Source organism: Methylomonas sp. EFPC3, from assembly GCF_029643245.1.
Taxonomy (GTDB): Bacteria; Pseudomonadota; Gammaproteobacteria; order Methylococcales; family Methylomonadaceae; genus Methylomonas; species Methylomonas koyamae_B.
Window position 1 is genome coordinate 3,469,985 of the sequence record NZ_CP116398.1, and the last position, 25,273, is coordinate 3,495,257.

24 protein-coding genes are annotated in these 25,273 nt (G+C 58.3%); 12 read left to right on the forward strand and 12 right to left on the reverse strand.

The window, feature by feature from the left end; translation table 11 throughout:
• Nucleotides 1–11 precede the first annotated feature (11 nt).
• A complete protein-coding gene (locus PL263_RS15570; protein ID WP_140910739.1) occupies nt 12–380 on the forward strand; it encodes a hypothetical protein in 369 nt (122 codons plus the stop codon).
• 84 nt (nt 381–464) lie between these two features.
• On the opposite strand, the gene PL263_RS15575 is transcribed toward PL263_RS15570, so the two are convergent.
• The 6 genes from PL263_RS15575 to PL263_RS15600 form a co-directional block, all read right to left on the reverse strand.
• Nucleotides 465–1,172 carry a DUF2490 domain-containing protein gene (locus PL263_RS15575; RefSeq protein ID WP_140910738.1) on the reverse strand — a complete coding sequence of 236 codons (708 nt, stop codon included), beginning with the start codon at nt 1,170–1,172 and terminating at the stop codon, nt 465–467.
• Nucleotides 1,173–1,252: 80 nt separating this feature from the next.
• Nucleotides 1,253–1,726 (reverse strand): hypothetical protein, encoded by a 474-nt coding sequence (locus PL263_RS15580; protein ID WP_260839166.1) that lies wholly within the window; start codon nt 1,724–1,726, stop codon nt 1,253–1,255.
• Nucleotides 1,727–1,791: 65 nt separating this feature from the next.
• Nucleotides 1,792–2,415, reverse strand: a complete 624-nt coding sequence (locus PL263_RS15585; protein ID WP_278210200.1) for a hypothetical protein — start codon at nt 2,413–2,415, stop codon at nt 1,792–1,794.
• The gene (locus PL263_RS15590) at nt 2,412–2,801 is read right to left on the reverse strand and encodes a copper resistance protein CopC (RefSeq protein ID WP_278210202.1); all 390 of its coding nucleotides are present in this window, start codon (nt 2,799–2,801) and stop codon (nt 2,412–2,414) included. The genes PL263_RS15585 and PL263_RS15590 overlap by 4 nt, the downstream gene beginning before the upstream one ends.
• Nucleotides 2,802–2,810: 9 nt before the next feature.
• Nucleotides 2,811–3,221: a hypothetical protein gene (locus PL263_RS15595; protein WP_278210205.1), complete on the reverse strand. Its 411-nt coding sequence runs from the start codon at nt 3,219–3,221 to the stop codon at nt 2,811–2,813.
• Between the two features lie 14 nt (nt 3,222–3,235).
• Nucleotides 3,236–3,814 (reverse strand): hypothetical protein, encoded by a 579-nt coding sequence (locus PL263_RS15600; protein ID WP_278210206.1) that lies wholly within the window; start codon nt 3,812–3,814, stop codon nt 3,236–3,238.
• Between the two features lie 137 nt (nt 3,815–3,951).
• Here PL263_RS15600 and nikR point away from each other — a divergent pair, with 137 nt between their 5' ends.
• From nikR to PL263_RS15625, 5 genes are all read left to right on the forward strand, one after another.
• Nucleotides 3,952–4,419: a nickel-responsive transcriptional regulator NikR gene (gene nikR, locus PL263_RS15605; RefSeq protein ID WP_278210207.1), complete on the forward strand. Its 468-nt coding sequence runs from the start codon at nt 3,952–3,954 to the stop codon at nt 4,417–4,419.
• Between the two features lie 152 nt (nt 4,420–4,571).
• Complete coding sequence (locus PL263_RS15610; protein WP_278210208.1) at nt 4,572–5,825, forward strand: HupE/UreJ family protein; 1,254 nt, start codon at nt 4,572–4,574, stop codon at nt 5,823–5,825.
• 8 nt (nt 5,826–5,833) lie between these two features.
• Nucleotides 5,834–8,056 carry a TonB-dependent receptor plug domain-containing protein gene (locus PL263_RS15615; protein ID WP_278210210.1) on the forward strand — a complete coding sequence of 741 codons (2,223 nt, stop codon included), beginning with the start codon at nt 5,834–5,836 and terminating at the stop codon, nt 8,054–8,056.
• Nucleotides 8,057–8,066: 10 nt separating this feature from the next.
• Nucleotides 8,067–9,164, forward strand: coding sequence for a HupE/UreJ family protein (locus PL263_RS15620; protein WP_278210212.1), 1,098 nt, complete (start codon nt 8,067–8,069; stop codon nt 9,162–9,164).
• A gap of 525 nt (nt 9,165–9,689) precedes the next feature.
• Nucleotides 9,690–10,334: a hypothetical protein gene (locus PL263_RS15625; RefSeq protein WP_278210213.1), complete on the forward strand. Its 645-nt coding sequence runs from the start codon at nt 9,690–9,692 to the stop codon at nt 10,332–10,334.
• A 453-nt stretch (nt 10,335–10,787) separates the two neighbouring features.
• Here the strand turns inward: PL263_RS15625 and PL263_RS15630 are convergent, their stop codons facing one another.
• The 3 genes from PL263_RS15630 to PL263_RS15640 form a co-directional block, all read right to left on the reverse strand.
• A complete protein-coding gene (locus tag PL263_RS15630; RefSeq protein WP_140910729.1) occupies nt 10,788–11,222 on the reverse strand; it encodes a hypothetical protein in 435 nt (144 codons plus the stop codon).
• Between the two features lie 178 nt (nt 11,223–11,400).
• Nucleotides 11,401–12,375: a zinc-dependent alcohol dehydrogenase family protein gene (locus tag PL263_RS15635; protein ID WP_278212887.1), complete on the reverse strand. Its 975-nt coding sequence runs from the start codon at nt 12,373–12,375 to the stop codon at nt 11,401–11,403.
• Nucleotides 12,376–12,380: 5 nt separating this feature from the next.
• The gene (locus PL263_RS15640) at nt 12,381–13,958 is read right to left on the reverse strand and encodes a bifunctional aminoglycoside phosphotransferase/ATP-binding protein (protein WP_278210215.1); all 1,578 of its coding nucleotides are present in this window, start codon (nt 13,956–13,958) and stop codon (nt 12,381–12,383) included.
• A gap of 280 nt (nt 13,959–14,238) precedes the next feature.
• Here PL263_RS15640 and PL263_RS15645 point away from each other — a divergent pair, with 280 nt between their 5' ends.
• The 6 genes from PL263_RS15645 (at nt 14,239) to PL263_RS15670 (ending at nt 21,457) form a co-directional block, all read left to right on the forward strand.
• Complete coding sequence (locus tag PL263_RS15645; RefSeq protein ID WP_278210217.1) at nt 14,239–15,066, forward strand: undecaprenyl-diphosphate phosphatase; 828 nt, start codon at nt 14,239–14,241, stop codon at nt 15,064–15,066.
• 61 nt (nt 15,067–15,127) lie between these two features.
• Nucleotides 15,128–16,102: a calcium/sodium antiporter gene (locus tag PL263_RS15650; protein WP_278210218.1), complete on the forward strand. Its 975-nt coding sequence runs from the start codon at nt 15,128–15,130 to the stop codon at nt 16,100–16,102.
• 2 nt (nt 16,103–16,104) lie between these two features.
• A complete protein-coding gene (locus PL263_RS15655) occupies nt 16,105–18,771 on the forward strand; it encodes an MMPL family transporter (RefSeq protein ID WP_278210219.1) in 2,667 nt (888 codons plus the stop codon).
• Nucleotides 18,772–18,867: 96 nt separating this feature from the next.
• The gene (gene motA, locus PL263_RS15660) at nt 18,868–19,713 is read left to right on the forward strand and encodes a flagellar motor stator protein MotA (protein WP_140910723.1); all 846 of its coding nucleotides are present in this window, start codon (nt 18,868–18,870) and stop codon (nt 19,711–19,713) included.
• A gap of 13 nt (nt 19,714–19,726) precedes the next feature.
• On the forward strand, nt 19,727–20,686 hold the full coding sequence (gene motB, locus PL263_RS15665) for a flagellar motor protein MotB (protein WP_140910722.1): 960 nt from the start codon (nt 19,727–19,729) through the stop codon (nt 20,684–20,686).
• A gap of 24 nt (nt 20,687–20,710) precedes the next feature.
• Entirely contained in the window at nt 20,711–21,457 is a 747-nt protein-coding gene (locus tag PL263_RS15670; protein WP_278210221.1) for a hypothetical protein, read from the forward strand.
• Here PL263_RS15670 and PL263_RS15675 read toward each other — a convergent pair.
• Genes PL263_RS15675 through PL263_RS15685 form a run of 3 tightly spaced genes read right to left on the reverse strand, consistent with a single transcriptional unit; the run spans nt 21,454 to nt 25,267 of the window.
• Nucleotides 21,454–23,283 (reverse strand): nucleoside-diphosphate sugar epimerase/dehydratase, encoded by a 1,830-nt coding sequence (locus PL263_RS15675; RefSeq protein WP_278210223.1) that lies wholly within the window; start codon nt 23,281–23,283, stop codon nt 21,454–21,456. The genes PL263_RS15670 and PL263_RS15675 overlap by 4 nt on opposite strands.
• On the reverse strand, nt 23,280–24,308 hold the full coding sequence (locus PL263_RS15680; protein ID WP_278212888.1) for a glycosyltransferase family 4 protein: 1,029 nt from the start codon (nt 24,306–24,308) through the stop codon (nt 23,280–23,282). Before PL263_RS15680 ends, PL263_RS15675 begins: the two co-directional genes overlap by 4 nt.
• Nucleotides 24,308–25,267: an NAD-dependent epimerase/dehydratase family protein gene (locus PL263_RS15685; RefSeq protein WP_278210224.1), complete on the reverse strand. Its 960-nt coding sequence runs from the start codon at nt 25,265–25,267 to the stop codon at nt 24,308–24,310. The genes PL263_RS15680 and PL263_RS15685 overlap by 1 nt, the downstream gene beginning before the upstream one ends.
• Nucleotides 25,268–25,273 lie beyond the last annotated feature (6 nt).

Sequence of the window (25,273 nt, forward strand, 5' to 3'; positions counted from 1 at the left end):
CGAGAGTAAACATGTCATTCAAAAAAGTTTTAATCGCGTTCACCCTGTTTTTTTCAATGCTGGGCTTTTCCGGCGCGACCTTGGCCAAAGAAGCCAAAAAGAGCGTGCCTGAGGTATTGAAAGAAGTGGACGCCAAGATACAGGTTGCCTTGGACGCGATTCCTTCGGCCGATCCGACTAAAGTCGCCAGTTTGATCAAGGAAGTTGCAGAGAGCGCCAGCGAACTGAACGCCAACTACAAATTCGAATTCGAGCGCGACAAAGTGGTTTTGAAAATGAAAAAAGCCAGAGAGTTGGCCAAGAAATCCGATTTCGCCGGCGCGGAACAAGAATTGAAAGAAGCCCGCGCAGGCTTTGCCGGTCTGACCAAATTCCAGTAACAGGAAGTCAGTTACGGCTGTTTCTATTTCATGTATCGACTAGGGGCGGCCTGAGCCGCCCTTTTTTTGCGCGGCAGAACCGCCTCAGAAGTTGACGTTGATGTTGGTAAACCAGACATGGTTGACCAAATCCGGCGCGCCGTAGTTGTGCACGTATTGCAGTTGGTAGCCGGTGTCGACGTTCAGCTCCGGCGTCAATTTATAACCGATGCCGAGGTAGCTGCGGTTCTGGTTGATGCCGGTTTGCACCGAACGCGCCAGGCGGCCGTCGTCCAGCGAATTGAAATAGACGAAGAGCTCGTCTATGGCTATCAGGTAGGCTTTGGTGTCGGGTATCGAGTACACCAAACGAACGCGGTGGCGCATGCGGTGGGCGACGTTGTCTTCTTCGGAGAAAAAGCGTTGCTCCAGGCGGAAGCGGTACTGAAAATTCCACTCCGGTGACCAGTTGTCGACCCATTGCAACTGTTGCATGGCGTCGTTGGTGGCCAATTCGAAATCGGTCTGCTCGTTGTATTCGCCTTGCCAGGTGTAGCCGGCCCAGAGTTGCAGCTTTTTGGTCAGCTTGTAACCGACCAGCGGCCGGACGATGATTTGGGCGAACTGGTCGTTGTCGGTCTTGGTTCTGGGCGCCAGTTCCAAAAAAGCCAGATAGGGGCTGCCGCCGAAGTCGGTTTGGTAAGTATTGCTGATCCAGACGCCGAAATCGTCGCGGACCGGGCCGGCCGCCGCGGCGAATGTTGCCGGCAACAGCAGGCAGGCTGCCGTCCGGCGTGGTAAAAAATTGCGCATAGTGTTCGCTTGCTGAAATGGATAAATGCCGCTACGTCTTGCTGCAGCAACCGCTCACCCTAAACGAACGAGGCCGTCGCTCAGAACGCCTGGTTGGCGAACGGGTTGAAGCTGGGTCGCACCACGACGTTGAAACCGAATTCGGTGGCTTGGTGGCAGGCGTTGCAGGCAGCGGTAAGCTTATCGTAATTCGCGATAAATGCCTGTTGATTTTTGGCTTTCACGGCTTGATCCAGCTCGGCCAAGGGTTGGTCCAGATACAGCGCCAACAGATCGGGAATCGGTTGGCGAATCTGTTTGTGGGTCGGGTGGTATTTGCCGGCATCTTCGATGCCTTCGTGCAGTTCGTCGACTTCGTAAGCAGCCAGATCCCAATTTTGCGCCTGTCCGGCAAACCATAACTTGGCATGGCGGGTGGCGGTTTGGGCCATGATTTCGCCCAGGCCGGGTACGAAACCGGCGGTCTCCTGCTCATGCCGTTCCGGATGGGCGCAGGCGCCAAGCAAGCCTGCCAGGATTAAAGCCGTAAACGGTTTTGGGAATGTCGCTTTCATAAATGTTTCCTGGTAGTAATGGTGACCGGATCGAGCCACGCTATTCGCGCAGCATCGGCGACAGCTTACGACGGGCTGCCGTCGGTGCGCGGCTTTAGCAGCCGCGGGATGTAGTAGGCGGCCAACGCCAGGCAAAGGCCCAGCACGCCGAACACCACGCCCAGCCCTTTGGCGCTGCCGGCATTGGCTGCCGATGGCGGCGGCGCCATCGCTACCGTCAACGGCATGTGCAAGGCGCTGGTTTCCGGCGGCGTGTGCAAATCGGAGTCCTGCACCGACAGCACGGCTTGGTATTTGCCGGCGGTTTTGAAATCCACGCTGGCCGTCAATACGCCTTGCTTGACCACGGCCATCGGCACTTCGGCAATGACTTGACCGTCCTCGCGCAAAATCTTCAGGCCGACCGGTTTTTTCCGCACATCCAGGTCCAGCAGGTCTACCGAGATTTGGGTTTTGCCGACCCGCGGCAGATCGACGCATTCGGCCTGCGGTATGGATTTATCGTCCTTGGCCTGGTTCGGGTCGAGTTGATAGGCGGAAAAATTGACCACGTAATAGTCGTTGGTCAGCATGCAACCGTACAGGTCGTAATTGCCGTCGGCGCCTTTGCGGTTGCCGCCCAGCGGTACCGACGCCTGCGCTTGGCCGAGGGCGGTAGCGGCCAAGATCAAAACAGATAACATTTTCATGGCTTGGCCTCCGGACTCGCCGCTGCGGCGACGACGGTAAACTTGGAGATGCCGCTGACCACCAGCCCGTCCTCGGTAATCACCCGATAGCGGACGGCGTAAGGGCCGGGCGGCAGGGCTTGGGTGGTTGCGGTTAGTCGGTGGCGTTCGCCCAACACCAGACGGGTGTCGCCGTTGTCGACCCGTTTGCCGTGGGCATCGACCACGACGACCGACGGCGAGCGTTCGCCGACATTGCCGCTGAACCAGAATTTGACGGTGCCATCGAAATTGCTCACTTCGGCGTCGTTTTTCGGCTCTGATTTCAGCAAAACGCCTTCCGCCAGAGCGTTTGGGCCGGCCAAAACCAGCCATATCGGGACGAGTAGATTTAACAACTTGGGCATGGCTTATCCTCAGGGCAGGCCAAAAAAGCCGGCGATGAACAACACCAGCGGATCGGACAAGGGGTGAAAGAAACCCAGCGTAATGACGGCCAGACTGATGACGAAAATCCGGGTCCAGATCGTCAAATCCAAATCCTGTTTGCGCCACATCAGGTGGAATGCCAACCAACTCAACAGCCAGACGCCGATGGCCAGGGTTTCCTTGCCGGTGTAAGAGCCGATGCTGCCGTCCGGCCCCTTGCCTTGCGAGCCGGGAATCCAGTAACCGTAGCTATGCACCAGTTTGTCCAGGCCGGGCGACAGCCGGGAAATATGGTGGCTGACCATCAAGGTCAAAAATGCCAGCAATAACGCCAGGCTGGCTGCGACGACCGGGCCGGAGCGCAGCGCTTGAGTATTCGATTCGGATTGTTGTTGCATCAGCCGTTCCCGGTTCAAACGAAGCGCAGTTTGGCCAGCACCAGGCCGACGACGAAACCGAGCATCAGAAAACTCCACGACACCAGAATCGTGATGCCGACGAAGCGGCACAGGTCGCGCCGGGTCTGCATCGGCAAGCCGTAGTAATACAACAGCGCGGTGGCGGACAGCATTAACGGGAACGGAAACAACGAGACGAATTCCTTGAATTCCATCAGCACGTTGTGGATTGCCGGCACCCGCTCCAAGATCCAGTCGCGAGGGCCGTCCTGGCCGCGGTAACGCATGTAGATCCAGTTACCGCTGATCGCGCCGGCCAAGTTCAGCAGGGTGGCTACCAGTAGCCAGCGGCGCAGCGACTCCAAATTGACGTGCATGCCTTTGATCAACGGTAAGGCCCTATGCGTCAAATAAGTACCGACGACCACCGCCAGAATAGCGCTGAGGCCGTGGATGCCGGCCTTGAGGCTGTAGGCGCTGGGAAACCAGAAATTGGCGAGCGGTAAGCAGAGTAAAAGGGCCAGCGCAATCCCCACTTGCGTGCGAATCACGATTTTGCCGAAATTGTCATGTGTGTAATGTCCTGTGGACATTCAGCCTCTCCCTAAGAATCGCGGCCGGTAACCCCGGCTCTTTTCATGAATAACCCGCTTTGCCGCTGGCGCGGTGCGGGTTCCGCTTGCGCTATAATCGCCGGCTCCTATAACGACTATAAGAACAGGAGCTTGCTGTGGAACGTTTTACTATCTCTCTCAGCGACGAGCTGGCGGCGGAATTCGACCAATGGATCGCCGCCCGCGGCTATTCCAACCGCTCCGAAGCCGTCCGCGACCTGTTGCGCAAGGAAATCGAGACCAAACGGCTGAAACAGGATCAAGCCATCTACAGCATCGCCACGCTGTCCTATGTTTACAACCACCACGAACGCAACCTGGCGGAGCGCCTGACCGGCCACCAGCACGACGCCCACGATCTGGTGGTATCGTCGATGCACGTGCATCTGGATCACGACGACTGCCTGGAAACCTTGTTTCTGCGCGGGCTGACCGCGCGCATCCGCGGGTTTGCCGACAAGCTGTCCGCCGAAACCGGCGTCCGCCACGCTTCGCTTAACATGGTGCCGGTGAAAATGGCCTCTGTCAGCCACCAACACGACCACCACGGCCATAGCCATTCGCATATTCATCCGCATAGCTGAGCCGGTTCGAAACCGCTGCTGCGGGGCATAATAAGACATTTTATTTATTATTCATAATTTTTAAAAATGTGATATGTATCGTATGATTCCTGGCCTATTCGTCTTAACTGGCATTTGATTTGAATTTTGCAGGCTGTTCGCGTCGGTAAACCATGAAATTGCGCCGTTCTCGCTCCCCATCCGAAGTGTTGCCTGCCGGGCTGCGGCTGCTCGGCTTCGGTTTGCCGTTATTGGCAGTGGTGGCCTGGTTCGGTGTGCAATTTGTCGGATTGGACGCGCTGGGCTGGAACAATGGCTTCAACCACCCGCTGGCCGGGTGGGATCATTTGCTGGCGATGCTGGCGGTCGGAATTTGGGCCGCGCAATTGCGCGGTCATGCCGTCTGGATGCTGCCGCTGGCCTTCGTCGGCGTGATGAGTCTGGGCGGTTTGGCCGGCGCCGCCGGGATCACGATACCCAGCGTCGAAGGCATCATTCTGCTGTCTTGCGCGGTATTCGCTTTGCTGATCACGCGCAAGATTCGCTTCAGCGGCAAAATCAACGTGCTGATCGTCGCCTTCTTCGCCTTTTTCCACGGCTTTGCCCACGGCCAGGAAATTTCCACCTCCGCCAGTCTGATTTCTTACACGCTGGGCTTTATGCTGGCGACCTTGCTGCTGCACGGTGCCGGAATTTTGGTCGCCAAGTTGGTGGCGCTGGCCGCGACTTTTCTATTGACCGCGATGTTTTCGCAGTCGGTATGGGCCAAAGCCGGCCCGACCGAAACGGCCGAGCCTGCCGCTTGGACACATTTGCAGGCGGATGCGGGGTTTTACTCCGCCAATTTGGCAGGCTACGGGGGGGACTGGGACTTGGCTGCCGAGAATTCCCATGGCGCGGCGGCGAACAGTAGCGCCAAAGCCGCTCTAGCCAAACCGCCCGCCGGGTTTGCGGTCGCTGGCGCCGAATCGGTTGCGGCGGGCGTATTGCCGGTGCTTGATTGCTTTGCTGTGGCGCTGGCCGATATGGCCCGCAATTGCCTGAGCGGTTTTAAACAGCGCTTTCCGGATATCAACCAGACACCGGGTACCCAACTGCTCAGCAGCGGTGTCGGTCGCACTTCGCCGCCGTGTTCCGTTTCCGCAAGCCCCGCCCCGATTTCTTTAGCGTTCCGCTCCACCCCTTCCGTATCCGCTGAATCCATTCAGCAAATCCGCGCCGAATCTTTTGGCGCCGCTCCCGACACCCGAAACTTTTACCGCCTGCACGCGACCGCCTTTTGCGCCGCCGGCAACGGCTTGGCCCGGTACTGTCTTGGCGCCGGCCGTTCCCGCTCGTTTGCCGCGAGCAAAACCGCTTTCCACATCCAATCCGGCTCGAGACCGGTGTTCATAACAACCACGACCGCAACGATATTCGCACTATGAGGAAGAATATGTACCCACTACGCCTGTCCCGGCGCGCCGCGCTGTTTCCCAAAACACTAATGGCCGTCGGCCTGGAAATCGCCCTTGGTCTGGCCGGGGCCGACGTGTGGGCCGAGCCGGCGCCGGATACGGCGGATACGATCGCCGTCGCCGCTGCCGAAGAGGCGAAGCCGGCAGCCAAAACCGTCAAAAAAGCCAAAAGAGCGGAAAAGTCGGAAGAACTGGAAGCGGTGCAAGTCGAGGAAGACGGCCGCGGCAAAAATCTGATCGGCATCGCGCCGTCGGCCTCGCAAGGCGAAGTCAGCCAGAAGCAATTCGAACATCGGCCGTTCTCGCGTAACGGTGAGCTGGTCGAAGTCGTGCCCGGCGCCATCGCCACCCAGCACAGCGGCTCCGGCAAGGCCAACCAATACTTCCTGCGCGGTTTCAATCTGGATCACGGCACCGACTTCACCACCTTCGTCGACGGCATTCCGATGAACATGACCACCCACGCCCACGGCCAGGGTTACATGGACATCAACAGCATCATTCCGGAACTGGTCAAGAAAGTCGAATACGGCAAAGGCCCCTATTACGCCGAGGTCGGCGACTTTGCCGCCGCCGGTTACGCCAAAATGTTCACGATGGACAAACTGGACCAGGGCATTTTGAAATTCACCGCCGGTTCGTTCGATTATTACCGCACGCTGGTCGCCAACTCGATGAAAGTCGGCGACGGCGATTTGCTCTATGCCGGCGAATTCAATCTGTACGACGGCGTCTGGCAAGTGCCGGAAGACTCGAAGAAATTCAACGGCCAGTTGCGTTACACCCTGGGCGGCGACGATTGGGGCATGTCGATCAACGGCAAGGCCTATACCAACAGTTGGACGGCGACCAACCAGATTCCGCAAGCGGCGATCGACAACGGCAGTCTCGGGCTTTACGGCAGTATGGACCCGACCGACGGCGGCGAAACCAACCGTTACAGTGCCTCCGCCAGTTTCTGGAATCAGGGCGGTAACTGGAAAAACGACGCCAATATCTATGCCTTGTATACCGACCTGAACCTGTTTTCCAATTTCAGCGGTTTTACCCGCGGTGCCGGCGGCGACCAGATATTGCAATCCGAGCGTCGGGTGCAAACCGGCGGCCATTTCGAACACACCCGCTACAACAAATTGTTCGGCTTCGAAATGGATAACAGCGTCGGTCTGCAATTCCGCAACGACCAGATCATGGATTTGGGCTTGTACGAAACCGAGGCCCGTCAAATCGTCAATACCGTCAGTCGCCACAATGTCGGCGTCACCACGGTCGGCACGTACTTCAAAAACACCACACACTGGCACGATAAAGTCCGCACCATTGCCGGTTTGCGCGGCGACTTTATCAACAATGACGTCGAGGTCGCCGCCACCGGTAGCGGCCTGGCATCGACGATTGCGGCCAACTCGGGCAGCCGCGGTAAGGTTATGGTCAGCCCGAAAATCAGCTTGGTCTTGGGGCCCTGGTACGACACCGAGTTTTTCTTCAACGCCGGTTACGGTTACCACTCCAACGATGCCCGCGGCACGACCCTGCAAGTTAATCCAACCGATGGCAGTCCGGTCGACTCGGCCGCCGCCCGCATTCGTCCCGCCGCCTGGTCGCGCGGCGGCGAGGCCGGTATTCGCAGCAACTATGTGCCGGGCCTGAACAGCACCTTCGCCTTGTGGTGGCTGGAATCCAGCCAGGAACTGGTGTTCGTCGGCGACGCCGGCACTACGGAAGCCACCGGCAAATCGCACCGTTACGGCGTCGAATTGACCAACTACTACAAACCGTTCGATTGGCTGACGCTGGATGCCGACTTTGCGCTGACCACCGCCAAATACGCCGACAACAATCTTTACGTTCCGAATTCGGTCGGCCGGGTGGTTTCCACCGGCGCCACGATCGAAGCGCCGAACGGCCTATTCGGCGCCATTCGCTTGCGGCATTTCGGCCGGGTCTATCTGGATCGCGATCCGGATACCAACGTCGATTACTGGTCCGGCGACACCAACATCGTCAACCTCAGCGCCGGTTACAAGCAGAAACGCTACAAATTCGAGATCGACGTGTTCAACATCCTCGGTTCGCAAAGCAACGACATCGCCTATGCCTATGAATCTTCTTATCCGAACGGTTCGCCCAACCAATTCGGCATCCTGAAGCATCCGGTCGAACCGCGCATGTTTCGCGGCACCATTACCATCAATTTCTGAGGTGAGCGGCATGACAATTCGACTTCCGGCTCTCGGGTTGGCGTTGTTACTGCTGGTGTTGATAGCCGGTCGGGCCGACGCCCATCCGCCCGGGCTCAGCTCGCTGGATCTGGCCTTGAAACCGGACCATGTCGAGGCCACCGCAACCTTTGCATTGCAGGATATCGAAGCCTTCGTAGCGATGGATAGCGATCTGGACGCCGAAGTCAGCGATGCCGAACGCGAAGCGGCCAAGCCCGCCATCGCCAAACTGTTGGCAGAACAATTGCGTATCGCGGTTGACGGCGTCGAGGTGCAGAGTCAGCCCGGCCCGGTCAGTTACGACGGCAAGAACAATGCCCAGGTCGAGTTGCAGTATCCGCTGGCGGTGCAACGCCAGTTGCGAGTGCAATCCGGATTTCTGGCATTGCTGCCGGACGGCCACCAGCAGTACTTGACGGTACGCGATGTCGCCGGGAAGTCGCTGGCCGAAAAGATGCTGGGCCGCAACGACGACCAATACCTCCTGACACTCGCCGCCGTCGCGGACTCGGCAGCCCCCCAAGCTGCGTTCGCGGCGTTCGGCGACTTTTTTAAGTTGGGTATCGAACACATCCTGACCGGCTACGACCACCTGCTGTTCCTGTTTGCATTATTGGCGGTGACACATAGTTTGTGGCCGGCGTTGAAGATCATCACCTTCTTTACCATCGCCCATTCCATCACCCTGGCCTGCGCCGGATTGCGACTGGTCGAACTGCCGGCCAGTTTCGTCGAACCCTTCATCGCCGCGACGATTATCTACGTCGGCATCGAGAACATTGTCCGTGGCGACCAGCCCAAGGGCCGGCACTGGCTGACCTTCGGTTTCGGTCTGATCCACGGCTTCGGTTTTGCCGGCGTGTTGCAGGAAATGAACATCTCGGCGGCCGACACCGGGATTTTGTTGCCGCTGCTGGCGTTCAATTTAGGCATAGAAAGCGGACAGATTGCCGTTGCGGCGCTGGTGCTGCCGTTGATCTGGTGGCTGAATAATCAGGTCGCAACGGCCAGCCGGTTTTTGAAGGGCGGCTCGGTCGCGGTCAGCTTGATGGGCGCGTTTTGGCTGGTGGAGCGGACCCTGTTTTAAATACAACCGAACGGCGGATTTACGGACCTGCCTCGATACTCCGGTTAAATCCGCCGGTAGCAATTCCAAGCCAAAATAGTTTTTCCGAGTCGAGGCGGGTTATTGCTGTCAATGTCAGAAGACGACTGCACTACTTGGGTGGGTAGGTTGCTCATGTCTGGTGATTTTGAGTCGAAATCAGTGGCGGCTTTGATCGGAATCGGCGCAGTGCTAGCGTAGAAAAACATCCCCTCACGTATGTCTACAGCGATTAAGTTCTATAGATCGTATTTCCGTTGTCCGGCCACCGAGCATGCCTGTGGTGAATTAGGGCTTTTGGACGCAGCAAACTGGCGTAATCGACTCGTTGCTGTCTACCGCTTAATCTGATTCAATGTCGGCTATCCGATAGTTGCCCGTCAAATCAATTGATCTGCGGTGATATACAGAAGCGAAATTCATATGCGGAACAATAAATTATCGTTTCGAAGATCATTTTTTCGGTAGTTATACGGAAACCATCTAATTACTTGTTAGAGCTCAAAAATGCCTACCGATATCGAGACAGTTGTTACATGGATATCTACGTTTCTCCAGGACAACTGGCAAACTTCTATCTCGGCGCTGTCCGGCACTTTCCTCGGCGCCTATTTGGCTTTTCTGTTTGAGCGCAGGCACGCGGAAGCAAAAGAACGCGATGCTAATTTGGCCGCAGCAAAGGCAGCGCAGTTTGCTATTGCAGTTCAGCTTCGTGGCGCAATGAACATCAAGAAGCAGGTGCTCGACCCAAAGCACAAGGACCCAGAACGCCACTTAACGCTTACGCCATTTACAATTCACGCCAAGTTTCCTAGTCTTGATGTCGCATCTCTCACGTTTATGCTGAAAGGTGAAGGAGCACAGCTCCTAAACGAACTTATGCTTGCTGCACACCAGTTTGAGACATTGGTAGGTGCACTTCAGGAGCGAAGCCTACGCCATGAAGTAATGCAACGGCGTGTTTCTGAGCAAGGGCCAGATATTGGGTTAGATAGAGCGACGATCATAATTCTCAAAGATATGACCGATTCAATATACGGGCTAGGTGATGACGTGGTGAAAGAGCTCCAATCTGCATTTGAGCGTCTACGCACTTATATTGAAAAGGCGTTCCCTGGAGCGAAGGCTTTGTCAGTGGAACTCAAGGAATAGACAGTTGAGCTCTAACAACGCCATCAACACGTAAAATGGGGTCAGGTCTAGCTTGGTAACATTGGTTGCACTACGACCATATTCCGTTTATGGCCCGACGGATCAAAATCGAGTCCTCAGGCGCGCTTTGTCATGTGACTTCCCGCGGTGCGGCGTATAACGGTTGGCGTAAGGCGGTGCAGAATTATCGAAGGGTTTTTATACAAGGTGGGTGTTATTGCTTCACAGTGAAGTTGCCGGAACGCCGTCGTAGTTTTTTCGGTTAACAACCTGTTGGATCGGGAATACTCGGCGTTTTTCCTGCAAGCCGGGCGGACGGTTTATGGCGAAATTTCTTATAGCTTCTGAGCGTTGGCGTCAGCAGAGCCAGCGCTTGATCGCATAAAAAAGCCCGCCAGGCTGCTGAGCCTGGCGGGCTTTTTTGTTGGTGCTGTCCGGTGTTGCTTATGCGGCTCAGTCGGTCAGGCCGCCGATGCCTTCCACCGACCAGTTTTCGAAGTCGGCGGCGCCGGAGGTGTCGTCGCCTTTTTCGTATTGGATACGGCAGGCGTAGTGGCGCAATGTTGCCGGACTGTCCTTGCCGCTGATTTCGACGTCGGCATTGACGATGTATTCGTAATTACCCAAGCTCCAGGCGTTGGTCGGCTGCGCGGCGAAAGTCAGGTTTTGGCCTTCTTCCGCGTTTTGCTTGATGTGGGTGTTGCAGTGGCCGAAGGCCATAGCGGTCATGTCGGTGCTGATTGCCATGGGATTGGCAACGTCTTTGCTCTCGACCAAAAACAGGTCGGATGCGGCGATGTCGTACATGAAGGGCAGGAAAAACTTGATTTGGATGGCAAGCAGACCGGCCAAGCAAACGGCGAATATTATAATTTTCTTTTTATTCATGGCTTAGGGTGGTGTTTTTTAGGGTGTTTTTTCTTTGAATCGGCAGCGATTCTAACAAAGATCGCCTGGGCTAGGAAATGCCGGCCCTCGAAAGCTAATTTACCTCGATTTGGCCGATGTCCAAGCGGTAGCGGCAAGAAAATCCTTTTGCCGTCAAGCGGATAAATGCGGCCTGATTTTAGGGGATCAAAACCGCCGCGCCCTGGATTCGGCCGTTTTTCAATTGCGCCAGGGCCAGGTTGGCCTCGGCCAACGCAAAAGTTTGGACGTGGGTTTTCAGCGGTGCTTGCGCGGCTATCGCCAGAAAGGCTTCGCCGTCCTGGCGGGTCAGGTTGGCGACCGAACGTAGCGTGCGTTCGCCCCACAAGATCGAGTAGGGAAAGGCCGGAATCTCGCTCATGTGAATACCGGCGCAAACCACGGTTCCGCCTTTCGCGACCTGCCGTAGCGCTTCCGGAACCAAGGCGCCGACCGGTGCGAACAGAATTGCCGCATCCATCGGGCGCGGCGGTGGTTGGGTCGAGTCGCCGGCCCACTCGGCGCCGAGTTGCCGGGCAAAATCCTGGCCGGCGCAGTCGCCGGGTTTGGTGAAGGCGAATACGCGCCGTCCCTGCCAGACGGCGACCTGGGCAATGAGGTGGGCGGCGGCGCCGAAGCCGTATATGCCAAGGGTTTCGGCATCGCCGGCAGCGACCAAGGAGCGGTAGCCGATCAGGCCGGCGCAGAGCAGCGGGGCGGCTTCGCTGTCGCCGTATTTCTGCGGCAGCGCGAAACAGTAATCCTGTTCGGCGACCGCGTATTCGGCATAGCCGCCATCCAAGGTGTAGCCGGTGAAGCCGGGAGCTTCGCACAGATTTTCCCGCCGGCTCAGGCAATACCGGCAACTGCCGCAGGTATGGCCCAGCCACGGCACGCCGACGCGCTGACCGACGCCGAAACGGTCGGCTCCGGAGCCTTTGGCAATCACTTCGCCGACGATTTCGTGGCCGGGAATCAATGGTAATTTGGGTCGGTCCAGTTCGCCGTCGGCTATGTGCAGATCGGTGCGGCAGACGCCGCAGGCGCGGACTTTCAATAACACTTGAGTGGCCGCCGGAACCGGCAAATCAATATCGGTCAGGCGCAGCGGGGTGCCGGCACGCGCCAGAATCATCGCTTTCACGGTTCAGCCCTCAATCCGGCCAGTTCGGCCAATTGCCGCCGGAATTCACTGTTAACCTCCGCTGCCGGCCGGTCGGCATTGTTATCGAACACTACGCTACCGGCGGTTTCGTCGGCCTGTAAGGCTTCCAGGTTCCGGCGGGCGTGCTCCAGTACTTCCAGGCCGGCTTCCGACGCATCGTTGCCGGCGGTCTGCCGCTCGATTATCCGCTGGTGCAAGGTAGCAGGCTCGGCCTCAACCGCGACCAAAACAAATCCGGCGCCGACCTGTGCCGCCAGCTCTCGAAACGGCCGGCGTTGATCGTATTGCAGAAACGCGGCATCGACGATCACGCCGAAACCGGCGGCCAGCAAATTCCGGCTCAGTTCAAGCAGCCGATCATAGGTTTGCCGGCCGGCATCGGCCCGGTAAATGCCGCCGCCGGTTGCGGACCGGCTGGACGCCAGCGGCGGCAGGCCGAACAGGCGTTTGCGCTCGACGTCGGAGCGGAGCCGGATCAAGCGGTATTGCTGCGATAACCAACGGGCGACGCGGCTTTTGCCGCTGCCGGGCAGGCCGTGCATCACAATCAGCGCCGGTTTGCGTTGCGTCAGGCAGCTGCTCGCCAGTTCCAGGTAGGCCAGACACTCGCGTTTGGCGGCCGGATCGCCGCTCTGCGCCAAACGAAAGCCGGCGACTTTGGCCCGCACCGTCGCCCGGTAACTCAGGTAAAACCGCAGCAGGCCCAGGCCGGCATAATCGCCGCTGTGTTCCAGGTAAGCGTTCAGAAAGCGGTAGGCCAGATCGCCGCGGCCGCGCTGCAATAGGTCCATCACCAGGAAGGCGGTGTCGTTGATCGGGTCGATCCAGCGTAGTTCCGGCGCAAATTCGATGCCGTCGAAGGGTACCGGCCGCTGGCGTAACAGCACGATATTACCGAGGTGCAGATCGCCGTGGCATTCGCGAATGCGGCCTTGTTGGCGCCGCTCGCCGATCAGGGCCGCGCCGGCGGCGTATTCGGTTTCGCAGGCGGTTTCCAAGCGGTCGAGCATTGGCCAATCCGCCGTTTCGAGCAGCGACCGCAATTGCTGAAAATTTTGTCTGACCGGGGCCATCACCGCGGCCGGCGTACCGTAAACCGAATCGGCTGTTGCCGGGGGAAGTGCGGCGTGAAACGCGGAGAGACTTTGAGCCAGGCGGTCGAGATGTTCCGGCGCCAGCGCTTGGCGGCAGAACAGGTGGTCCAGGGTTTTATTCACCGCAAAACGACGCATTTTTACCGCATATTCGATGGCCGGTTCGCGGCCGATTTCCGGTTGTTCGGCGCTGCCGCCGATGGCAACCGTTGCCAGATAAAGAGAAGGCGCCAGACGCCGGTTCAGCCGCAGTTCTTCCTCGCAGAAAAATCGCCGTTTGGGCAGGTCGCTGAAATCCAGGAATCCCAGATCGACCGGCTTTTTGATTTTATAAGCATAACGGCCGGCCAGCAGCACCCAGGAAATGTGGGTTTCGAGGACCTCGACCTTGCGGACCGGATGCGGGTAGCGTGCCGGATCGCACAGGGCCCGGATCAGCTGCGGATATTGCGTGGTCATGGCTGGCACTCTCCCGGCGTTACAGCGGTTTGCGGCCGATTCTGACAGATCGGCGGAATCCCGGCAAAACCGATTTGGCGGTGCGATCAGGTCGCCGCCGGGGCCGATTTTGTGCGCGAATTGCTTGAACTACTGCGGCTAAAGTTACGGGATAATTGAGTTTTCGAATATAATTCCGCCCCGTTTACGTGGCTTTTGATGCGGCCGTAACGGCTTTGTTCGGGCGCATCGTCGGTCGACCCCAACCACCGTGCCGGCTGGCACTCAGCGCTGACTTAATATGGATATCTCAATACTCGTCAAATCCCTGATCCTCGGCATTGTCGAAGGGTTAACCGAATTCCTGCCCATTTCCAGCACCGGCCACTTGATTCTAGCCGGCGATTTGCTGAATTTTAACGACGACAAAGCCAAGCTGTTCACCATTGTGATTCAGGTTGGCGCGATCCTGGCCATTTGTTGGGAGTATCGGGCCAAGATCGGTTCGGTACTTAGCGGCCTGGCTACTGAGCGGCAGGCGCAGAAGTTCGTGTTGAATCTGGCCATCGCCTTCGTGCCGTTGGCGGCGCTGGGTCTGCTGTTCGGCAAATTCCTGAAGGCGACGCTGTTCAAACCGGTGCCGGTGGCGCTGGCCTTCATCGTCGGCGCCTTCATCATCATCTGGGCCGAAAAACGCGAGCACAAAGTCCTGGTCGAATCCGTCGACGATTTGTCGGCGCTGGATGCGTTGAAGTTGGGGATTGCCCAGGCTTTCGCGCTGATTCCGGGCATGTCGCGCTCCGGCTCGACCATTATCGGCGGCTTGCTATTCGGCTTGTCGCGCAAAGCGGCCACCGAGTTTTCGTTCTTCCTGGCGATTCCGACGCTGGTGGTGGCCAGCGCCTACGACTTATACAAACACCGCGATTTGCTGCAAGCCGATAACGACGTGTTGTCGTTTGCGATCGGTCTGGCCGCCGCTTTCGTCAGCGCGTTGGTGGCGGTGAAGGGCTTGCTGCGTTACATCAGCCACCACGATTTCATTATTTTCGCCTGGTACCGGATCGTGTTCGGTATCGTCGTGTTGGCAACGGCCTACAGCGGTCTGGTGCAGTGGACCGTTGATTGAGGTTTTCCGCCACGCTTGCGGCGGGTTTGGTTTTTTGATCTTTAACATTGAAGGGTAGGTTATGGCGTTGCCGTTGTTGATGATAGTCATCGGTCTGGTGGTATTGGTCTGGAGTGCCGATATTTTTGTGGAAGGCGCCGCGGCGATCGCGCGTTTTCTGGGCATGTCGCCGCTATTGATCGGTATGGTGGTTATCGGTTTCGGCACCTCGGCGCCGGAATTGACGGTGTCGGCCTTATCGGCCTGGCAAGGCAATCCGGGTATCGCTTTGGGTAACGCCTACGGTTCCAACATTACCAATATCGCCTTGATCCTGGGTACGGTGGCCTTGATCAGCCCTATCGTGGTTCACTCGCAAATCATCAAGAAAGAATTGCCGGTATTGATGGGCGTGACGGTATTCGCCTTCGGCCAGCTCTACGACGGTAGTTTGTCGCGGACCGATGCCATACTGGAATTGACGGTTTTCGTTGGGGTAATGACCTGGATGGTGCGCCAGGGCCTGAAGCAGAAGGTTGACGTGTTGGCCGACGAAGTGGCGGAAGAGTTGGCAGAGCACACTATGTCGTTTGCCCAGGCCACGATCTGGCTGGTTAGCGGCTTATTGCTGCTGATGATCAGTTCCCGGCTGTTGGTGTGGGGTGCGGTGACGATTGCGCAGAATCTGGGCGTCAGCGATTTGATCATCGGCTTGACCATCGTCGCGATCGGCACCTCGCTGCCGGAATTGGCCTCGTCGATAGCCGCGGCCCGTAAAGGCGAACACGATCTGGCTCTGGGCAACATCATCGGCTCCAATTTATTCAATACCTTGGCCGTGGTCGGCTTGGCCGGCGCGATCCATCCGATGTCGATTCCGGTCGAAATCGTCAACCGCGATTGGCCGCTGATGGCCTTGTTGACCGCGTCGCTGTTTGCGCTGGGTTATGCCGGTAAGCGGGAGCAGGGCCGCATCAACCGTGTCGAAGGCGGCGTGCTGCTGGCGGTGTACGCGGCTTACACGCTTTATTTGATCGATACCGTGGTGAGTGGGTAACTATGTCTTTGGAAAACCGTTTGGGGCATTTCGCCTACCGCTGGGGTAATTGGCTGCTGTATTCCCCTGTCCTGGTGCTGTTGGTTTCGGTGCTGGCGGCTTATTGGGCCTTGCAGTACACCGGCAACCACTTGACCGTGAATACCGATACCGCCGAATTGATTGCGCCGGAGGCGCCGTTTCAACAAAACCGGCGCAAGTTCGAGCAGCAGTTCGGCCAGGAAGTGCATACGCTGCTGCTGGTGATCGAATCGTCCAGTCCGGAACTGACCAAAGCCGCGGCCCGGCGCCTGGGGCGCGAATTGCGCGCCGATACCGACCATTTCACCAAGGTCTACCGGCCCGACGAAAACGAATTCTTCCAACGCAACGGCCTGCTGTATCTGGACGCCGATAAATTGCAGGATTTCTCGGTTACCTTGGCCCAAGCCCAGCCCTTCATCGGCCGGATTTCGCAGGACCCGAGTCTGAACGGTTTTTTCTCGATTTTCGAGGATGCGCTGAACGCCGAAACCAAGACCGAGGAAGTGCCGATCGACTTGATGTCCTTGATCGACAAAGTCAGCAATTCGTTGCACAAGACCCTGAACGGCGAGACCGACCTGCTGTCCTGGCAAAAATTGATCGCCGAAAACAAAATCAGCGAAGAGCAGTCCGACAAGGCCTTTATCTTCGTCACCCCCAAATTCGATTTCAGCCAGATTCTGCCGGTCGAGCCGGCGATTGACGTGATCCGCAAGGCGGCCAATAAAATTCAGGACCCGAACATGCCGGCCGTCAAAGTCTGGATCACCGGCGAAGTCGGCCTGGAGCACGACGAAATGGCCGGCATGAGCGAGGGTACTTTCACCGCCAGTATTTTCTCGGTGGTGTTGGTCTGCGGCATTCTGCTGGTGGCTTACCGCTCCTGGCTGCTGATGCTGGCCACGCTGTTGACGCTGGCGCTGGGCATGGTGTTTTGCGGCTTGTTCGCCTCGGTCGCAGTGAAACAGTTGAACCTGATTTCGGTGGCCTTCGCCGTGTCCAACATCGGTTTGGGCGTCGAATACGCCATCCATTTTTGCCTGCGTTACCGGGACAATCTGGATCTGCACGGCAGCGACAAAGGTAAGGCGATCCGTTCCGCCTTGCTGGCGACCAGCCCGTCGCTGATTTTATGCGCCGGCACCACCTCGATCGGTCTGTATGCGTTTATTCCGACCGATTACCAGGGCATCTCCGAGCTGGGTTTATTGGCCGGTACCAGTTTGTTTATCTGCCTGTTCGTCACGCTGACGGTGTTGCCGGTGTTACTGAAAGTACTGCCGAATCCGCCCTACCACAATCTGCACGGTGAGCAGCCCGGCGCCTCCAAATTGTCGCTGGCCCTGGCCCACTTTACCCTGCACTACGCCAAGCCGATTTCGTTTCTGACCCTGGCCGGCGCAATCGCCGCGGTGTATTTCGTGTTCCAGGTCAAGACCGATTTCAATCCGCTGAATCTGCGCGACCCGCATACCGAGTCGGTGGTTGCCTTCAAGGAATTGATGAAGGAGCGGGAAACCTCGCCGATGACATTGACGGTATTGGTCAAAAGCGAAGCCGAAGCCAAAGCCATGCAAACCAAATTGGCGGCCCTGAAAACCGTCGATAAGACCGTCAGCCTGTTCGATTTCGTCCCGGAAGACCAGGAGGAAAAGCTTGGCGTGATCGACGATATGGCGCTGGCGTTGGGGCCGCAAAGCCAGTCGTTTCCGCAATTGAAAAGCGGCGCCGATCCGTTGCCGGCGATCAAACGCATGATTGCGGCGATCGACGCCAATCTGCCGAAAAAGACCAATCCGGGCGATATTCAGTCCTTGAGCCGCTTCAAGCAGGAATTGCTGGATGTGCAGCTGGAACTGGAAGCGCGGATGCAGCCGGATCGCGGTGTCTTCATCGAGAAAATTCAGACTTCGTTGCTCGGTACGCTGCCAACCGTGATGAACGAATTGCTGACCGGTTTCCGTGCCGCCGAAATCGTGCCGGAAAGCATTCCGGACGAGATCAGGGAGCGCTGGCTGAGTAAGGACGGCTTGTATCGGATCCAAATTTTCCCGAAAGAAGATTTGAACGACTTGGTCAATCTGCAGCGTTTCATCGTCGACGTGCAGGCCGTGGCGCCGAACGCGACCGATTTGCCGGTGATGTATTGGGAGTCGATGAAAGCCGTGATCGGCGCCTTCCAGGAGGCGATTATCATCGCCCTGGTGGCGATTGCGGTGCTGCTGATGTTCATCCGCCGCAGCGTGATCGATACCCTGCTGGTAATGGCGCCGTTGGTGCTGGCCGGCTTGTTTACGATGGCGACCACGGTATTTACCGGCACGCCGATCAATTTCGCCAATATCATCGCCCTGCCTTTATTGATGGGCTTGGGTGTCGATAATGGTATCCATATGGTGGAAAAACTGCACCACTCCTTGTCGGAAGAACAAAATATTTACCAATCCAGCACCGCGCGCGGCATGTTTTACGGGGCATTGACTACAATTTCCAGCTTCGTCGGCCTGGCGTTTTCGCCGCACCAGGGGATTTCCAGCATGGGTCTGGTCATCACCATCGGTATTTTCTGGATTATGACGTGTACCTTTATCGTGTTGCCGGCGATCAGCAAGTTGGTGCTGAAAAAAGCCGACCACGCTGCCTGAGCGCAAGTCCGGCCAAGCTGGACTAGACTTAGGCGGTCGCGTCCGCCGGGCCGGTCCGGCGCCAATTGGATTTAACTTTTTGTTGTAGAGGCAACCATGTTTGTAATCATCGGTTATGTGGTCATTTTGGGCTGCGTGTTGGGCGGCTTCCTGATGGCGGGAGGACACCTCGGTGTGCTTTGGCAGCCGGTGGAAGTATTGATCATCGTCGGTTCGGCGTTCGGGGCCTTTTTGGCGAGCAACTCGCTGACGGTCAGTAAAGCGGCCATGGCCGGCGGTACCGCCACCTTGAAAGGCAGCACCTATACCAAGGATTACTACATGGAGCTGTTGATGAGTTTTAACGCATTGAGCCAAAAGGCGCGCAAGGAAGGCTTGCTCTCGCTGGAAAAGGTTGTCGACGATCCGGAAGGCAGCTCGATATTCGGCGAGAAGGTGGTCCACGATCACCATTTGATGGAATTCATCTGCGACAAACTGCGGTTGATCCTGACCGGGGTCGACGTCAACCAGCTCGAAGACATCATGGACGCCGAGATCGAGGTCCACCACGCCGAGGGTAACGAGCCGATCAAGGCCGTGCAAAAAGTCGGTGACGGCATGCCGGCCTTCGGTATCGTCGCGGCGGTGATGGGGGTGGTGCACACCATGGAATCGGTGGGCATTCCACCGGCCGAACTGGGCAAACTGATTGCCGCGGCGCTGGTCGGTACCTTCCTCGGTATTTTGGTGTCTTACGGCTTTATCGGTCCGGTGGCGTCGGTGATGGAAGCCCGCCTGGAAGAAGAGAGCAATGCTTACAAGTGCACCCAGAAAGGCCTGTTGAATTGCGCCAAAGGTACTTCGCCGGCGATGACGGTGGAATTCATGCGCACAGCGATTCCGCATTCTGCCCGGCCCTCCTTTGCCGAACTCGAAGAAGCCTTGAAGGGCGGTAAATAAGGGGTAAGCGAGCATGGCCGAACAACCGATAATCATCAAAAAAGTCAAGAAAGGCGGTCACGGCGGCCATCACGGCGGCGCCTGGAAAATCGCTTACGCCGACTTCGTGACGGCAATGATGGCCTTCTTTTTGTTGATGTGGTTGCTCGGTACCACCGATGAAGTCACCAAAAAAGGTATTTCCGAATATTTCCAGAATCCGTTCGGTATAGCGATAGCCAATAACCCCGGTGAGGGCTCCGGCGACCGCACCAACATCATCCAGGCCGGCGGCCAGGATTTGAAATCGCAGGACGAAGGCCAGGTGCACCAGGGCGAAGCGCCGCCGGCCGAACCGACGCCGGAAGATATCCAAAAACTGGCCGAGGAGCAGGAAAAAAAGAAGCTGGAGGAGTTGCAGGAAAAAATCGAGGACATGCTGGAAGCCAATACCAAGCTCAGCGAATACAAAGACCAGATCAAGCTGGAGTCGACGCCGGAAGGCTTGAAAATCCAGATCGTCGATGCCCAAAACCGGCCGATGTTCAAGCTGGCCAGCTCCGGGATCGAAAGTTACGCCCAGGCCATTCTGCGCGAGCTGGCGCCGGTAATCAACGAGCTGCCGAACAAGGTCTCGATCAACGGCCATACCGATGCCCTGCCGTTTCCAAGTAACCGCACCGGCTATTCCAACTGGGAATTGTCCAGCGACCGCGCCAACGTCGCCCGCCGCGAATTGAACCAGGGCGGCCTGAACGACGATAAGGTGTTGCGCGTGGTCGGCTTGGCCTCGAGTATTCCCTATAAGCTCGAGAATCCGAACGATCCGATGAACCGGCGGATATCGATTGTGGTGATGAACAAGAAAACCGAAAACCAGGTGCTGCACGACGGCGCCGATCCGACCGCATCGGAGGCGACGCCGAGTTTGCCCAGCGTCTCGCCGACGGTGCAGCAGAACATCAAAGTCACCGGCCCGCCGGCTACGCACTAGCCGCTTCCCGCTGCATCTATTGCCGTGCAATTGCTGAAAGCGGCGATCAGCCAGTTGCTGGCGCTGGCCGGCGTCTGGTTGGCGCTTCGTCTCTGGCCGGACATATTGGAAGCGCGCTGGGCGTCGGCGTCGCAAGCTGCGATTGCGGCGCTGTTATCCCGCCTGTTACGGCAACCTTTGTGGTGGCTGCCGATCCATCTGCTATTTTTCCCCGCCGTGTTGTTCGCTGTCAGCCTGCAGTTGCCGGCCTGGGCTTATCTGGGCGCGGGTTTGCTGATGGCTTTGGTATTCTGGGGAACGGCCGGCGGCGACGTGCCGTTGTTTTTGTCCTCGCCGGCCGTCGCAGCAGCCTTGCGGGATATTGCGGTGCGGGAGCGGGCTCAGGCGTTTATCGACCTCGGCGCCGGCGTCGCCAGCGTGACGGCGCCTTTGGCTGCAACCATGCCCGAGTTGCGGGTGACGGCGCAGGAGCGGGCGCCGCTGCCCTATCTGGCGGCGCGTTGGCGGTGCCGGAAGCTGGTCAATGCCACGGTCGTCGGTGGCAGTTTCTGGGATTGCGATTTGGGTCGGTTCGATCTGGTGTTTGCCTTCCTGTCGCCGGCGGTGATGCGGCGCCTGGGTCGGAAACTGGAGCAGGAAATGCGGCCCGGCAGCCTGTTCGTGTCGTCGTCGTTTCCGCTACCCGATTGGCCGGTTAGCGCGGAAATCCATTTGGCGGACCGGCGCGCTACTCGCTTGTACTGCTATCGGATCGGGGAGCGGCACGGCTAAGGCCGGCACTCGAATTCCGGCACCAAACTCTGCAAGTCGGCCAAAAGCGTGGCGTTATCGCGGCAGGCGCAAGCCTGTTGCAAGGACTCGATTCGCTGGCTCCATTCTTCGCTATCGTAAATTCGGGCTTTGGCCAGGCGCAGCTTCTCGTGGCCGGTCGGCAGCAGTTGTTCCTGTTCGTGAAACAGCTCCTCGTACAGTTTCTCGCCGGGGCGCAGGCCGACGTATTCGATTTTGATGTCGGTGCCCGGCTGTTTGCCGCTGAGGCGGATCATCTGTTCCGCCAGATAGCTGATTTTGACCGGCTCGCCCATGTCCAACACGAAAACTTCGCCGCCCTGGCCGATGGTTTCGGCCTGCATGATGAGTTGGCAGGCTTCCGGAATGGTCATGAAGTAGCGGGTGATGTCCGGATGAGTCACGGTGACCGGACCGCCGGCCTGGATTTGTTCGCGGAACAAGGGCACCACGCTGCCGGCCGAGTCCAGGACATTGCCGAACCGCACCGTCGTGAAACGGGTGCTGCCGCGGCGATCCAGATTCTGGCACAGGATTTCGGCGGCGCGTTTGGTGGCACCCATCACGTTGGTGGGGTTGACCGCCTTGTCGGTGGAAATCAATACAAAGCGGGCCACTCCGGCGGCCATGGCGGCTTCGGCCAGGATTTTGGTGCCGATCAGGTTGTTATGCAGCGCTTCCCGCACCTGGTTTTGCAGTAGCGGCACGTGTTTGTAGGCAGCGGCATGAAACACGATTTCCGGCTTCTGCTCGCGAATCACCCGCTGTACCGCGACCGGATCGGCAACGTCGCCGAGCACGGCAACCCGCAACAACTCCGGAAAGCGCCGCTGTAATTCGGCGTCGATTTTGTACAGGTTGAATTCGCATTGATCGAACACGATCAGCTTGCGCGGCTGGGTTCCGGCCAGTTGTTTGCAAAGTTCGGAGCCGATCGAGCCGCCGCCGCCGGTAACGAGCACGGTCTTGCCGTGCAAGTGGCTCTTGATTCCCCGCCAATCCAGCTTGATCGGCGTGCGGCCTAGAATGTCCTTGATCGATACGTTACGCAGTGCGGTCTTGGCCACGGCACCGCTGAGCAATTCCTTGACCGACGGCAGGGTTTTGAAGGGTACTTTACTGGTCTCGCAGATTTCGACGATACGCTGCATTTGGGCGTCGCTGGCCGATGGCACCGCGATCAGTACCACCTCGATATCCCATTGCTTGACCAGAGCCGGAATCTGGCTGACATTGCCGGCAACCCGGATGCCGCGAATTTCTCGCCTGAATTTGGCCGGATTGTCGTCGGCAAACACGACCGGCACGTAGCCGCTGTCCGGCGTGGTCAGTAGATCGCGGATCAGCATTTCGCCGGCGGCGCCGGCGCCGACGATCAGGGCCCTCCGGCCGATCCGATCGACGAAGGCGCGTTCCTTCCAGAACCGGTATACCAGACGCGGCACGCTGAGTAGCGAGAACAAGGTCAGTACGTAAAGCGGCACTACCGAGCGCGGCACGCCCGCCAGCCGGTCGTACAAGAACAGCGACGAGGCGATCAGAAAGATGCCGGCCAATACCGCCTTCCCGATCCGGATTAGATCCGGCAGCGAGGAAAACCGCCAGACCCCGCGGTAAAGCCCGAACACCCAAAACAGCGTGACTTGAATCGCCATCACCAGCGGCAAAAACAACAAGGCCGGGTAAAAAAATTCGTCCGGGATCTGCTGCAGATTGAAGCGCAACCAATAGGCGCCGAACCAGGCCAGCGGGATCATGCACAGGTCGTGCAGAAAAATGGTAGTGCGCGAGCGGAAGTGGAAGGTCACGATGCGACGCACCCGGTGCGGCCGGCCTGGAAACGGTAGGCCAGATAGAGTAAGGGCAGATAAGCGGCCGCCACTGCGGCCAGGGCGTGGGACGGATGCAAAAAGGCCCAGGCCGAGCATGGCAGCAGCCAGCCCAGATTGATGGCCCAGCAAGCCATCAGTACCGGCAAATGGCCGTAGCGCTTGGCGGCGTGCTGATAAGTGTGCGAACAATGCGCCGCGTACCACTGTTGGCCGCTAATCAGGCGGTAGGCCAAGGTATAACTGGCATCGACCACGAACAGACCGAACAGGATCAGCCCGCAGTACAACAATACCGCCGCCTGTTGCGCGGCCAGCAAGATCAGCAAGCCCAACACCAGGCCGACGAAACCGCTGCCGACATCGCCCATGAAGATTTTGGCTTTCGGCCAGTTCCAGCACAAAAAACCGGCACTCGCCGCCGCCAGACCGGCGGCTAACGCGCATAGCGCGCGGTCGAGGTGTAGCAGATAGCCGGCCAGCACCAGGCAGACGAAGATGGCTTCCGAGGCGGCGATGCCGTCGGTGCCGTCCATGAAGTTGAACAAATTCAGCGCCCAGACCAGAAACAGAATGGCGAGCGGATAACCGAGCCAGCCTGGATTGAAGAAGCGCAGGCCGAGCATGGCGTCGAACGGTGCCGGCACCAACAGCGGCGGCAAGCCTTGCATCAGGCTGACGCCGCATGCAGCAGCCAACAGGTGGATGGCAAAGCGCCAGCGCGCGGCGACGCCGCCGTGGTCGTCCCAGAAACCGACGCCTGCTACCGGCAGCGCCGCGGCCAGCATTGCAAAACGCTCTGCGCCGAGTTGAGCGGTCGAGAACAGCCAGAGGCAGGCCGCGCTAAAACCGAGCACGATGGCCAAACCGCCGCCGCGCGGGGTCGGTACGCTATGCGAACTGCGCTGATTGGGAATATCCAGAACTTGATTAGCGAGCGCATAACGGCGGATCAGGCCGGTCAGCAGCGCCGACAGCGCGAAAATAACGCAGAAAAGTAGCATCACGCCCGATGGCTTAAATAACGAATGATCTCCGGCAAGGTGTCGCGGAGCGTATGCTCGGGCTCGAAGCCCAAATCGCGGCGGATTTTAGCAGACGAATACCAGGCCGAGCCGGTTAATTTATCCAAACTGTCGCTATCCAGCGGGAAACGCCGCCCGGCGAGACGGCCGTAAAGGTCGCCGAATTTGGCGGCTGCCTGCAACAACGGTAACGGCAGCGACCCGCTAACCGGGGGCTTTCCGAGCGCCGCGCGGATCAGGTCGTAGATGTCGCGGGTGGAATAGCATTGACCGTCGGTCACGATATAAACTTGGCCGGCGGCTTGCTGCCGTTCCGCGGCCAGTATCGCCGCGGCGGCGGCGTCGTCGACGTGCACCATCGAACGGCGGTTGCCCGGCGGCAGCGGCGGAAACAGGCCTTTCCGGATCGCCTCTATCATCCGCGGCAGATTGCCTTTGCCGCTGTTGCCGTAGACCATGCTGGGCCGGATCACCACCGGATGCGGCACATAGCCGCCGCACAAAACCAATTGTTCGGCGGCGTATTTGGACTGGCCGTAAGGATCGGCGGCCGGCGCTGCGGCGGTTTCGTCCTGCGGTTGCCGGTTGTCTTCGCCTGCCGCCTTGACGCTGCTGAAATAGACGAAGCGCTGCACGCCGGCCCGCTGCGCAGCGAGCAGAAGTTTGCGCGTGGCTTCGCTGTTGATTTGTCGGTACTCCGCCGCGTCCTGCCGATTCTCGGCCAGCGCATGGGCTTTACCGGCCAAGTGGAACACTGTATCGACACCGGCACCGAGCAGGTCGGGCGCGTCCGCAGCGGTCGCCAGATCCCAATAAAAATCGGCGGCGTCGGCGCGGCCGGCGCTGACCACGGTATAGCCAAGTTGTTTTAACTTGCCGCAAAGTACGCCGCCGATGAAACCGGTGGCTCCGGTTACCAGCGCTTTATGTCCGGCCATTAGCGG